The following is a 13,023-nucleotide window of genomic DNA, read 5'->3' as shown; positions in this document are numbered from 1 at the left end:
CGACGGCGGCTGGGGGTGCGGAGCCGTCGTCCGGTGCCGGTGATGCCAGTGGTGCCAGTGGTGCCGGTGGTGCGGGCGAGGCGGCAGGGGCCGCGCCCAAGCGGGCCTCGCGCCGAGCGCGGGCTTCGAGCTCCCGCGCGGCTTCGGCTTCCGGGAAGGCTTCGGGGACCTCGGCGGCCTCGACTCCGGGGAAGGCCAAGAAAGGTCCGCGCCGAGCCCGCGCTGCCGGCTCCGCCGGGGCCGCGGCTCCCGCGAGCACTTCGCGTACCCCCACGGCTTCGAGCCCTTCGGACAAGTCGAGCACCGCCGACCATTCAGACGTCGCCGAGGGCGCGAGTCCCGCCGAAACCTCCGCGGCCCCTGCCTCTCCCGACGCCGCCACCGCCACCGCCACGCCCGAGCCATCAGCCACCCCAGACACCCCAGCCCCAGGGAACGGCGGAGCCCCCCGCGCCTTTGAGGCGGAAGGCCGGGCCGCGTGCTCGCTCTCCGTCTAGCCCGTGGGGCGCACCCGGGCGTGCAGTTGCGGCGCCTGCTCGTCGCCGCCGCGTCCGCCGGTACCGGTTTCCTGCTCCTGTGCACCCTGGCGTACGCGATGCGGTACCCGGGCACCGGCTCCGTGCTGCGTCTCGCCTGGTGCGTCGCGCCCATCGCCGCGACCGTGTACTTCGCCGTCGCCGTGGCGCGCACCGACCCCGGCACCCGCCCGCGCCCCGGGCTCTCCGCCGTGGGGCTCGGCCCCGGGCGCCTGATGGTGCTCGCCGGCATCTCCACGGCGGTGGCCTGCACCCTCGGCTCACTGCTCGCGCTGCTCTTCTTCCTGCATCTGCGCGGCGACCTGTCGGGGCTGCCCTTCGACGGCGCCGCGGCCGGACTGCTCGCTGCCGACCGGCCGCTGCCGCTCGCCGCCGCGCTGACCCTGCTCACCGTGGTCCCCCTCGCCGCCTCGGCCGCGAGCGCCACCGCGTTGCGGCCCCGGCCCGGCAAGGCGGGGGCGCGGCCCCGTGGTGATGAGGGTGCCGAGGAGCCGGCCGCCCCGGCACCGGCGCCGAGCGGTCTGCCGTGGGGCGTCGCGCTGCTCGCTGCCGGGCTCGCCGTGGAGACGTACGCGAGCGGCTCGGGGAGCGTGGCGGGCGCCGGCTTCAGGATGCCGGGCGGGGCAAGTGGCGCCTCCGTGGGTGTCCTCTCCGGATGGGCCCTGACCGCGCTCGGCCTCGCGCTCGCCGGGCCGGGCCTGACCTACCTCTGCGGCCGGGTGCTCCAGGCCGCGCGGCCCGGCGCGATGCGGCTGCTCGCCGGGCGCGTCCTGCAAGAGGAGGCGCGGCGCATCGGCCGACCGCTCGGCGTGCTGTGCGCGGTGGCGTCGGGCGCGTACGCCTCGGTCGTCCTGTACGCGGGGCCCCTCCCCGGCGTCGGGCCGCTCACCGCACTGGGCGCGCTGCTCGTCGCGGGCTGCGCCGTGCTGACGCTGGCCACGACCGCCGTCGAGGCCCGGCAGTCCCGTGCGCACACGACCGCCGCGCTGCTGCGGCTCGGGGCGCCCGCGACCATGCTCCGCGGCTCAGCGGCGCTGCGGGCGGGCACGCTCACCGCCGTGTTCGCCCCGCTGACCTGGGTCGTGGCGGAGCTGGCGGCACTGCCCCTGAGCCCCTGAAAAGAATTCGTACGGAAAACCTCACGGCGAGCGATGAGTTCGGTGTCGAACACGCGTCTAACCCTGCGTACGGCAAACGCCTACGGCACACGGACTCGCACCTCACCGGGAGAGACACCCATGTACCAGCAGATGATCTTCGTGAACCTCGCCGTGAACGACGTCGACGCGACGAAGAAGTTCTTCACGGAGCTCGGCTACACCATCAACCCGCAGTTCACGACGGACGACTGCGCGTGCGTGGTCATCAGCGACACCATCGTCGCGATGATGCTGGGCAAGCAGCGCTACGCGGACTTCACCGAGAAGGAGATCGCGGACTCCACGAAGACCAGCGAGGCGCTGCTGTGTCTGAGCGCGGAGAGCCGCGAGAAGGTCGACGAGATCGTCGACAAGGCGATCGCAGCCGGTGCCACCCCCGGCAAGGTCCAGGACTACGGCACGATGTACGGCCGCGGCTTCGACGACCTGGACGGCCACACCTGGGAGTTCATGTGGATGGACCCCTCCGAGGTCCAGGGCTGAGCCCCGCCGGGGCGCCCTCCGCGTCCGGCGCGGGCGCCCCACGGCAGCCCACGCCGGACGTGGCATCGACGGTCAGCAGCGGAAGTAACCGTGGATCGTCGTGCCCTCGCCGGGAGCGGTGTGGACGCGGACGAGGTCGGCGACCACGTTCACCAGCAGCAGGCCCCGGCCCCCGGCCTGGCCCGGCGGCGGTGGGCAGCGGCCGGCCAGCGGGTCGGTGAGGAGCCCGGCGTCCCGCACCTCGCACACGACGGAGTCGTCCTGGCGCCAGACCCGCAGCGCACCGGAGCCCCGCCCATGCACCACGCTGTTGGTCGTCAGCTCGGCGACGGCGAGGGCGAAATCCTGCAGCCGGGGCTCGGGCAGGCCCAGCTCGGCAGCCCGGCCGGTGGCGAAATGCCGTACGTCGGGCAGGGTCTTCGCCGTGTAGTGCGTCTGCGGCACGTCACCGGGTGCGGTCAGCGGCTCGTTGTAGCGGGAGATGACCGCTTCGGGGGCGTAGGCCGCGCTGGTGCCCTGCGCACCGGCCTCGATGATCGTGGGGTGCGTGGCATAGGCGTCGGCCAGGACCGTCTCTTCCAGGCGCTCCACGTCGTAGGGACAGAGGATGGTGACCGCCCGGCCCTGGAACGCGAGGTTGATCAGCGCCTCGTGCTGGACGCAGGCGGGGTACTCCGTCGCGGAGCGGCCGGCCCAGATCGGCTCGCCGATGATCCGCACCCGCCCCGCGGGATGGGCGTCCGCGAAGGCGCGCAGCACCCGCGGGATGATCCGGCCGGGATTGCGCCCCACCTGCGTCATGTCGAGGAGCTTCACCCGCGCGGCCCGTGCGCCCAACCCGTCGCGGATCAGTTCCAGGTTGGGGCCGGGGACCGACACGGCCACCGCCTCGCCGGCGTCCAGCCCCTCTTCGACGAACGGTACGGTGCCCGCCACGTACTCCCGCTCGCCCCGGTAGAACAGCGCGGGGTGGACGAAGGGTTCGGTCTCGGTCATGGCACTCATGACGTGGCCACCTCGATTGCAGGCAGATCGGGCCAGAACAGCTCCAGCAGACGGCTCAGGGCAGGTGGCGGACTCTCCAGAACGAGCCGCTGCTCGCCGGTCAGGCCTTGAGCGGTCAGCGCCAGGGCCGTGGCTCCGGCCATGTCGATGAACGTCAGTGCCGAGAGATCGAAGTGGTATGAGCCGTGGTGCCGCTGGGCCACCCGCTCCAGGGCCTGCTCCCACACCATGTGCGTGGGCAGGCAGACCTCGCCGGCCACCGCGAGGCCGGCTCGGTCCGTCAGGGGGCGGAGGTGCAGGCGCTTGCCCGCGAGCAGCGCCTCGTCCGCCCCCTTCTTCCGCTCATGCGGGTCGTTCACATCGTCCTCCCGCTTCCGTCCAGGACGTCGCCCCCAGTATCTCTGCTCCGGGCGGACGCCGGAGCCGTCGCCGTGAGCCGCTCACGTGACCCGCACGCCGATGAGGCAGGTGTCGTCGTCGGTGTCGGAGGCGCTGTGCGTCAGCAGTCCGTCGAGTTGCTGCTCCAGGTCCGTGGCGGCGGGCCCCGCCGCGGTCAGCAGACGGGCCAGGGAGTCCTGGACCGCCTCGTCACGGCGCTCGACCAACCCGTCGGTGTACATCAGCAGGGTGTCGCCCGGTTCCAGGCGCAGTTCCTGCTCTTCATAGTCGGTGTCGGCCAGGGCTCCCAGCAGGATGCCGCCGACCGCGGGCAGGGGTGTCGCCTGCTGCCCGCGCAGCAGCACCGGCGGCAGGTGCCCGGCGCGCGCCCAGCGCAGGGTGTGCCGCTCCGGGTCGTACAGACCGCACACCGCTGTCGCCGTGACGTGGGTGGTCAGGTGGTGGGCCACGATGTTGAGCCAGGACAGCAGCTGCCCGGGCCCGGCCCCGGTGACGGCCAGGCCGCGCATGGCGTTGCGCAGGACGACCATGCTGGTGGCGGCCTGTATGCCGTGCCCCGCCACGTCTCCCACGCACAGCATGATCTGCTTGGACGGCAGGGTCACCGCGTCGTACCAGTCTCCGCCGACCATGGACTCCGACTCCGCGGGCCGGTACCGCACGGCGATCTGCAGCCCCGGGCTGCTCAGCGGGGCCTCGGTGGGCGGCATGATCGCGTGTTGCAACTGCAGGGTCAGGCGGTTGCTCTCGGCGGCCTGCTGTTCGGTGTGGGCCAGTTGGTCGCGGGTCGCCGCCAGGGCCACCTCGGTCCAGTGCTGGGACGAGATGTCCTGATAGGCGCCGCGCACGGACAGCAGTCGGCCGTCGGCGTCGAGAACGGGTTCGGCGATCACCCGCATGTGCCGGGTGACGCCGTCGGGACGTTCGAGGCGGAATGCGGCGGAGGCCGACCTGCGGTGATGGAGCACGGTGCGCAGGAAACGGCGGATGGTGGCGGCGTCGTCGGCGTGGGCGTACGAGGTCAGCGCTTCCAGGGGTACGGGTGACGCGTCGTGCGGCCGGCCGTACAGATCGAACAGCTGCTCGTTCCAGGTGACTTCGCCCGTGGTGAGGTCCTCCTCGAAGCCGCCGATCCTGCCCAGGCGCTGGGCGTGCTGCAGGAGGTGGGCCAGGCGGGCCGCCTCGTCCTCGATGCGCCAGATGAGCAGCACGCAGCCGCTCTGACGGCTGACGCTGATGTCGGCGACCGCGGCGAGGGAGACCTGACCGACCAGCGCCGTGAGGGTCATCCGGCGGGTGCGGAACGGCTCGCCGGTCGCGTACACCCGCTCGATCCGCTCGAACAGTTCGCTGCCGCCGACGGCCATCGGGTAGGCCTCCAGCAGCAGTGCTCCGTGCACGGCGCTGCGGGGCCTGCCCGCGGGGTCGACGAAGCTGCTGTTGGCGTGGTGGACACGGAAGTCGGTGAGCCGGCCGTCGGCGTCCAGGTACGGGACCAGGACCAGGGCGGGGTCGTACAGCCCTTCCGCGAGTTCCACCAGTTCGGCGAGGTAGGGCGTGGGCGGCAACGTGTCCGCCGAGGGCGTCGCCGGGGCCGGCCGGCTTTCCAGGGTGTGGGCGCACAGCTCCGCCAGCGCCTCGATCTGGCGGAGGATCTGCGGTGGCTGTGGTTCCAGCGGGCTCGGCCAGCAGATCTCCAGGACGCCGTTGACGCGGCCTCCGGTGCCCACCGGGAGCGCGATGCGTCCGCCGCGGGGGTGATCGGCACGGCCGATGGACGGCAGGCCCTCCGCGGACATGTCCGTGACGTGCACCGGCTGGCGCTCCGTCAGCGCCCGGCGGGCCAGGGTGGACACGCCCGGGGGGACGTAGCGCCAGCGGCCGGCCTCGCCCGCGGTGAATCCCGCGTGCCCCGCCAGGGCCAGCGACGCGTCGGCTCCCGCGCTCCACACGGCGACGGCGCAGGCCCCCAGCGGGGTCAGGGCGTGGGCGAGGAGCGACTGGGCGGCTGCCTGTGTGTCGCCCGCGGCCAGCGCGCCGCTCTCCGCCGCACGCAGGCGCACGCCGACGGAGGGTTCGGTCTGCCCCGCAGGCGCCTCGCCGTTGGCCTGGCTGGCGAAACCGGCGGCGATCTCGGTGAGCTGGTCCTGGGAGGACTGGTTGACGATGTCCGCGGCCAGTTCCAGCTGGGAGACGCCCGCTTCCCCGGCCAGTGACGCCAGCTGCCGCGCGGCCATGGTGGGACCGCACCGCAGCCGCTCGATCAGCACGCCCTTGGCCAGTTCGATCAGGGCACGGCCGTCGGCTGCCGCCTGCGCGGCGAGGATCTCGCCGCGCAGCCGCTCCACCGTCGCCGCGAGCCTTCCCACGCCGGTGTTCTCCACCCGGGCGCCGGGGACCTGGCGGTCCTCCGGCGAGGCGGGGCCCTCAAGGGGCTGTGAGGTGGTCACCGGACCGTCGACTCCTCACTGAGCCAGCGCCCGATGCAGGCGATGAGGTCGTCCGCGTCGACGGGCTTGGTGACGTAGTCGCTGGCCCCGGAGGCGAGGCTCTTCTCCCGGTCGCCCGGCATGGCCTTCGCCGTCACGGCGATGATGGGCAGCGTCGCGTAGGCCGGGTCCCGCCTGATCTCCGTCGTCGCCGCGTACCCGTCCAGCTCGGGCATCATCACGTCCATCAGGACCAGGTCGATCTCCGGGTTGGCCCGGAGCGTCTCGATGCCCTTGCGGCCGTTCTCGGCGTGCAGCACCTCGATGCCGTGCAGCTCCAGGATGCCGCTGATGGCGTACAGGTTGCGGGCGTCATCGTCCACGACCAGCACGACACGTCCGGAGAGGCTGCCGCCCGCGGCCGGCGGGGGCTGCTCGCCGACCTCCTCGCCCCGCGCCAGCGGGACCACGTCGCCGGGCTGCTCGGCGGACAGGTGCAGCGCGATGCGCTCACGCAGCTCGTCCAGACCGGAGATCAGCTCCAGGGGGCGCGTGTGGGAGCGCGACCGCAGCCGCTGCTCGTGCTCCGGGTCGAGGCGGCGGCTGTTGTGCGCGAGAACCGGTACGGACGTCACGGCGGTGTCGCCGTCCATCGCGTCGAGGAACGCGAACGCCTCGTCCTTCGGCATGTCCAGCTCCAGGACGACGCAGTGGCAGGCCCCCGCGGCGAGGCTCTCGGCCGCCTCCACCGCGCCGACCGCGGTGATGACCTCGAAGCCCGCCTCCGCCGGCTTCACGGACGGCTCCCGGCCGCCGGACAGGTCGGCGACGGCGCTCTCCGCCACCAGGGACAGCAGGCCGCGCGCCCGCCCCTCGACCACGAGCAGCCGGCGCTTGCGCTGCGGCACCGGGGCGGCGGCGATGCCGGCCCCGTCGCCCGCCGCACGGACGGGTGTGGCCCGCGTGACCGGCGGGGCGACGGCCCCGGCCTCCCACTCGGCGCGGCTCACGGGCAGGTAGAGCGTGAACGTACTGCCCTGCCCCTGCGTGCTCGCGGCGACGACCACGCCGCCCAGCAGGTGGGCGATCTCCCGGCTGATGGACAGGCCGAGGCCCGTGCCGCCGTACTTGCGGCTGGTGGTGCCGTCGGCCTGCTGGAACGCGCCGAAGATCGCTTCGAGCTGGTGCTCGGCGATGCCGATGCCGGTGTCCTTCACGCGGAAGGCCAGCATCGCCTCGCCGCGCCGGACGGACGCCGGCACCTCGCTGTCCCCGGCGCGCTCGATGCGCAGCTCGACGCTGCCGCGCTCGGTGAACTTGACCGCGTTGGAGAGGAGGTTGCGCAGGACCTGCCGCAGCCTGGAGTCGTCGGTGCGCAGCTCGGACGGCACGTCGGGCGCGGTGCTGATGGTGAATTCGAGGTGCTTCTGGGTGGTCATCGGGCGGAAGGTCGCCTCGACGTAGTCCAGGAGCTTGCGCAGCGGCACCGGCTCCGGGTTGATGTCCATCTTGCCCGCCTCGACCTTGGACAGGTCGAGGATGTCGTTGATGAGCTGGAGCAGATCGGAACCCGCCGAGTGGATGATGCCCGCGTACTCGACCTGCTTCGCGGTGAGGTTGCGGGTCGGGTTCTGCGCGAGGAGCTGGGCGAGGATGAGCAGGCTGTTCAGCGGGGTGCGCAGCTCGTGGCTCATGTTGGCCAGGAACTCCGACTTGTACTTGGAGGTGAGGGACAGCTGCTGGGCCCGTGCCTCCAGTTCCTGGCGGGCCTGCTCGATCTCCAGGTTCTTCGTCTCGATGTCGCGGTTCTGGGTCGCCAGCAGGGCCGCCTTCTCCTCCAGTTCGGCGTTGGAGCGCTGGAGCTCCTCCTGCTGGACCTGCAACTCCGCCGAGCGGGCCTGGAGTTCGGCGGTCAGCCGCTGGGACTCCTCCAGCAGCTCGTCGGTGCGCGCGTTGGCGACGATGGTGTTGACGTTCACCCCGAGCGTCTCCATCAGCTGTTCCAGGAAGTCCCGGTGCACCGGGGTGAACTGCTCGAACGACGCCAGTTCGATGACGCCGAGGACCTGGTCCTCGACGAGGATCGGTACGACCATCAAGCTGCCCGGCGCGGCCTGCCCGAGCCCGGACGAGATGCTGACGTAGTCCGCCGGGATCCGGTTGACGGCGATGGGCCGGCGGCTGCGCGCCGCCTGGCCCACCAGGGACTCCCCGAGCTGGAACCGTCTGCGGCCGACGCTGCCGACGGGGCGGCCGTAGGACCCGACGAGGGTGAGTCCGGTGGACCCGTCCATCTCCTCGACGAGGTAGAAGGCTCCGTACTGCGCCGCGACGAGGGGAGCCAGCTCGTCCATGACCAGCTCCGCGACCACGGCGAGGTCCCGGTGACCCTGCATGAGGCCGGAGATGCGGGCGAGGTTGGACTTGAGCCAGTCCTGTTCCTGGTTGGCCCTGGTCGTCTCGCGCAGCGACTCGACCATGGTGTTGATGTTGTCCTTGAGTTCGGCGACCTCGCCGGAGGCGTCGACGGTGATGGAGCGGGTCAGGTCGCCCTCGGCCACCGCGCTCGCCACCTCGGCGATGGCGCGGACCTGCCGGGTGAGGTTGCCGGCCAGTTCGTTGACGTTCTCGGTCAGGCGCTTCCAGGTGCCCGACACTCCCTCGACCTCGGCCTGGCCGCCCAGTCTGCCCTCGCTGCCGACCTCGCGTGCCACGCGCGTCACCTCGGCGGCGAACGCGGAGAGCTGGTCGACCATCGTGTTGATGGTCGTCTTCAGCTCCAGGATCTCCCCACGGGCGTCCACGTCGATCTTCTTGGACAGGTCGCCGTTGGCCACCGCGGTGGTGACCAGGGCGATGTTGCGCACCTGGTTGGTCAGGTTGTTGGCCATCGAGTTGACGTTGTCGGTGAGGTCCTTCCACGTGCCCGCCACGTTCGGGACGCGGGCCTGACCACCGAGCTGGCCCTCGGTGCCGACCTCGCGCGCCACGCGCGTCACCTCGTCGGCGAAGGCCGAGAGCGTGTCGACCATCGTGTTGATCCCGCCGGCGAGCGCGGCGACCTCGCCCTTGGCCTCCACGGTGATCTTCTGCGAGAGGTCACCGCGCGCCACCGCGGTGGCCACCTGGGCGATGGAGCGCACCTGGCCCGTCAGGTTGGAGGCCATGACGTTCACGTTGTCGGTGAGGTCCTTCCACGTGCCGGAGACACCGCGGACCGTCGCCTGGCCGCCGAGATTGCCCTCGGTGCCCACCTCACGGGCGACGCGGGTCACCTCGTCGGCGAACGCGGAGAGCTGGTCGACCATCGTGTTGATGGTCTCCTTCAACTGGAGGATCTCGCCGCGCGCGTTGACCGTGATCTTCTGCGACAGGTCTCCCCCGGCCACCGCGGTGGCCACCTGGGCGATCGAGCGCACCTGGTCCGTGAGGTTGCCCGCCATGCTGTTCACCGAGTCGGTCAGGTCCCGCCAGGTACCCGAGACGCCCTTGACGTCGGCCTGGCCGCCCAGGATGCCCTCGGTGCCCACGTCCCGCGCCATGCGGGTGACCTCGTCGGCGAACGACGAGAGCTGGTCGACCATCGTGTTGATGGTCTCCTTCAGCTGGAGGATCTCGCCGCGCGCGTTGACGGTGATCTTCTGCGACAGGTCGCCCTTGGCCACGGCGGTCGTGACCTGGGCGATGTTGCGGACCTGGTCGGTGAGGTTGCCGGCCATCAGGTTCACCGAGTCGGTCAGGTCCCGCCAGACGCCGCCGACGCCCGGCACCTGGGCCTGCCCGCCCAGCTGCCCTTCGCTGCCGACCTCACGGGCGACGCGGGTCACCTCGTCGGCGAACGCGGAGAGCTGGTCGACCATCGTGTTGACGGTGTCCTTCAGCTCCAGGATCTCGCCGCGGGCGTCCACGTCGATCTTCTGCGACAGGTCGCCCTTGGCCACGGCGGTCGCCACCTGGGCGATGTCGCGGACCTGGGTCGTCAGGTTGCCCGCCATGGCGTTCACGTTGTCGGTCAGGTCCGCCCAGGTCCCGGAGACACCGGGTACGACGGCCTGCCCGCCCAGCGTTCCCTCCGTGCCGACCTCGCGCGCCACGCGCGTCACCTCGGACGTGAACAGCGACAGCTGATCGACCATGCCGTTGAAGACGGCGGCGATCTCCCCGATCAGCCCGTCGCCCTCGTCCGGCAGCCTCGTACCGAAATCGCCGTCCCGTACGGCCGTCAGCCCCGCGAGCAACTGCCGCAGCTCCGGCTCGCCCACCCCGCCGCTCCCACGAGAGGCCCGCGACCGTGGCACCGAGCGCTCCTTCTCGACCGCCACCTCAGCCATGATCGTCCTCGTTTCACTCAGCTACCGCGACAAGGGGCCACCCCCGGCACACCGCGTGTGCCTCCCTGAGGAGTGTCACCATCCGACTCGCACAGTCATCACCGTCCGATAACGGCTGTACGAAGATACGCAGCAGGTCGCCCCCCGACCTACCCGGGTGCGCGACTCGCCTTCCGCGATGCCGGCGCCGCACCCGACCCCCAGGCGCTACGGTCATCGTTTCCTAGTATGGGCGGATGCAGCCGACCGACGAACCGACATCCGCATCCCCTGCGACCGGCGAGGACCGTGAGATCGAGACCCTCGCCGAGTTCGACGAGGTCTCGGGACGCGGCGCTCTCGCCGGCTGCCGCGTCCAGGCCGTCGACCTGACGGAGCGCACCGCCACGCTCAAGGCCGCGCATGTCGCGGGCGCCGTCTTCCTGGGCTGTCCCATGAGCGAGGACGCGGCGGCGAAGGTGCGGGCCTCGGGCGCGCTGGTCTTCCCGCCGGTCCCGGGGCTGCCGTTCAACCCCTACCGGGGGCTGCTCTACACCCCCGACGACCTGTTCGCCGGCCTCGCCGGGGGCGGGTACGACGCGACGCCGGACGCCCACGCGTACGACTGGTTCCAGCGGACCAAGGCCGACGGCGACGTCTTCTCCTCGATGCTGCGCGCGATACACGACGACTCGATCTCCGACGCCCTGGACGAACTGCTCGCCGGCGCGGGGGTCGTGGGCGTCATGGGCGGCCACGCGATGGCACGCGGCACGCAGGAGTACGCGGGCGCGGCCCGGCTCGGCCGCGCGCTGGCCCGCGCCGGCTTCACGGTCGCGACGGGCGGCGGCCCCGGCGCGATGGAGGCGGCGAACCTCGGGGCGTACGCCGCCGTCTTCGCCGACGGCATGCTGGAGGAGGCCCTGGAAATCCTCGCCAAGGCGCCGTCGTTCACGCCGTCGGTCACCGAGTGGGCGCGGGCGGCCTTCGCGGTCCGCGAGCGCTGGCCCTCCGGCGGCGCCTCGGTCGGCATCCCCACGTGGTTCTACGGCCACGAGCCGCCGAACGCCTTCGCCTCCCACCTGGCCAAGTACTTCGCCAACGCCACGCGCGAGGACGGCCTGCTGGCCCGTTCGAACTCGGGCGTCGTCTTCCTGCCGGGCGCCGCGGGCACGGTCCAGGAGGTCTTCGACAACACCACGCCCAACTACTACGAGTCGCGCGGCGAGCCCACCCCGATGGTCCTGGTCGACCGCGCGCACTGGACGGAGCACCTCCCGGTCTGGCCCCTGCTCCAGTCGCTGGCGCGCGGCAGGTCCATGGAGTCACGGATCGCCCTGGTGGACCGGGTCGAGGACGCCCCCGCCAAGCTGGACTCCCTCCTCTCGGCCGGGGGGTACGCCCCGGAGCCCGCCCCCGGCCACACTCCGGGCCACACCGCCGGTCACACCCCCGGTCACCCCTAGGCGCGCGGCTCCAGCAGCCCGGCGAGCACCTCGTAGGACCGCCCCCAGTCCCACTCCTCCCGCACCCATGCCCGCCCCTTGTCCCCCATGGAGCGGGCGAGGCCGCGGTCGCGCAGCAGGCGTACGAGGCGGTCGGCGACGGCTGCCGGGGAGCGGCCGTCGACCACGTAGCCGCTCTCGCCGTCCCGTACGGCGTCCGGTGCGCCCCCGGAGTCCCCGGCCACGACGGGGAGTCCGGCGGCTGCCGCCTCCAGGAAGACGATGCCGAGCCCTTCCACCTCCAGGCCCCCTCTGCGGGTGCGGCACGGCATGGCGAAGGCGTCGGCGGCGGCGTAGAAGGGCGGCATCGCGTGGTGCGGGTGACCGCCCGCGAAGACGACGCCGTCCAGGACGCCCTGTTCCTCGGCGAGCCGGCGCAGCCGCGCCTCGTACGGTCCGGCGCCGACCAGCAGCAGCGTGGCGTCGGCGACCGCCCTGCGCACCATCGGCCACGCCTCGATCAGGGTGTCCTGCCCCTTGCGCGGCACGAGGCGCGCCGCGCACAGGGCGACCGGCCTGCCGTCCGTGAGTCCGTACCGCTCGCGCACCGGGCGGCCGTCGACGCCCGGCCCGAACTCCTCGGCGTCGACGCCCGGCACCAGGCGGGCGAACCGCACATCGGGGTCCATGGCACGGCGGACGGGTTCGCGGGTGCTCGGCCCGAGATACGTGACGCAGTCGGCGCCCGTCCCGATGCGGCGCAGCAGCGTCCGCGCGCCGGGGGTGCGGGCCCACCACACCTCGTGGCCATGGGTCGTGGCGACGACCGTGCGCACCCCGGCCTCCCGCCGCAGCCGTCCGGCGAGCAGCCCGAGCGGGGCCGCGGCGCCGAACCAGACGCGGTCGCAGCCGTACCGCCGGGCGAGGGCGACGGCCCGCTCGCCCGTGCGCCGCGTCGGCAGCAGGGTGCGGGCCCGGTCGCGTACGACGGGGTGGGGGAACGTGCTGTCGTACGCCACGTCGCCCGGCTCGGCGGAGGTGTACACGACGGCCGTGCCGGGCGGAAAGCGCCGGGCGAGGGTGTCCACGAAGGTCTCGATGCCGCCTTGCCGGGGCGGGAAGTCGTTGGTGATGACGAGAGTGCGAGGCGGGTGAGGCATGCTCCGACGTTAGGAACGCGCGGCGCGCGGCGCGTCGCACGAGGCTCCGGGACCGTGGATCAACCCGTGGCATGACATCCCGCGCCGTTCTCCACC

8 protein-coding genes are annotated in these 13,023 nt (G+C 72.6%); 3 read left to right on the top strand and 5 right to left on the bottom strand.

Going from position 1 to position 13,023, the window contains the following annotated elements:
* The first annotated feature begins 478 nt into the window (after positions 1-478).
* Positions 479-1,654: a hypothetical protein gene (locus tag ACF062_RS32540; protein WP_392143190.1), complete on the top strand. Its 1,176-nt coding sequence runs from the start codon at positions 479-481 to the stop codon at positions 1,652-1,654.
* A gap of 120 nt (positions 1,655-1,774) precedes the next feature.
* The gene (locus tag ACF062_RS32535) at positions 1,775-2,179 is read left to right on the top strand and encodes a VOC family protein (RefSeq protein WP_223777060.1); all 405 of its coding nucleotides are present in this window, start codon (positions 1,775-1,777) and stop codon (positions 2,177-2,179) included.
* A 72-nt stretch (positions 2,180-2,251) separates the two neighbouring features.
* Here the strand turns inward: ACF062_RS32535 and ACF062_RS32530 are convergent, their stop codons facing one another.
* The 4 genes from ACF062_RS32530 to ACF062_RS32515 all read right to left on the bottom strand — a co-directional run bounded on the left by ACF062_RS32530 (position 2,252) and on the right by ACF062_RS32515 (position 10,343).
* Positions 2,252-3,184, bottom strand: coding sequence for an anti-sigma factor RsbA family regulatory protein (locus tag ACF062_RS32530; RefSeq protein ID WP_392143189.1), 933 nt, complete (start codon positions 3,182-3,184; stop codon positions 2,252-2,254).
* Entirely contained in the window at positions 3,181-3,543 is a 363-nt protein-coding gene (locus ACF062_RS32525) for an STAS domain-containing protein (RefSeq protein ID WP_392143188.1), read from the bottom strand. The genes ACF062_RS32530 and ACF062_RS32525 overlap by 4 nt, the downstream gene beginning before the upstream one ends.
* 81 nt (positions 3,544-3,624) lie before the next feature.
* Entirely contained in the window at positions 3,625-6,033 is a 2,409-nt protein-coding gene (locus tag ACF062_RS32520; protein ID WP_392143187.1) for a SpoIIE family protein phosphatase, read from the bottom strand.
* A complete protein-coding gene (locus ACF062_RS32515; RefSeq protein ID WP_392143186.1) occupies positions 6,030-10,343 on the bottom strand; it encodes a HAMP domain-containing protein in 4,314 nt (1,437 codons plus the stop codon). The genes ACF062_RS32520 and ACF062_RS32515 overlap by 4 nt, the downstream gene beginning before the upstream one ends.
* A gap of 236 nt (positions 10,344-10,579) precedes the next feature.
* Between ACF062_RS32515 and ACF062_RS32510 the strand changes: the two genes are divergently transcribed.
* Positions 10,580-11,788 carry an LOG family protein gene (locus ACF062_RS32510; RefSeq protein ID WP_392143185.1) on the top strand — a complete coding sequence of 403 codons (1,209 nt, stop codon included), beginning with the start codon at positions 10,580-10,582 and terminating at the stop codon, positions 11,786-11,788.
* Here the strand turns inward: ACF062_RS32510 and ACF062_RS32505 are convergent.
* A complete protein-coding gene (locus tag ACF062_RS32505; protein ID WP_392143184.1) occupies positions 11,785-12,927 on the bottom strand; it encodes a glycosyltransferase family 4 protein in 1,143 nt (380 codons plus the stop codon). The two genes, ACF062_RS32510 and ACF062_RS32505, sit on opposite strands and share 4 nt — an antisense overlap.
* Between the last annotated feature and the right edge of the window lie 96 nt (positions 12,928-13,023).

It is taken from the genome of Streptomyces sp. NPDC015345 (assembly GCF_043078805.1).
GTDB lineage: Bacteria > Actinomycetota > Actinomycetes > Streptomycetales > Streptomycetaceae > Streptomyces.
The sequence above is the reverse complement of the archived record's forward strand: the minus strand, read 5'-3'. Positions and strand labels throughout refer to the sequence as shown.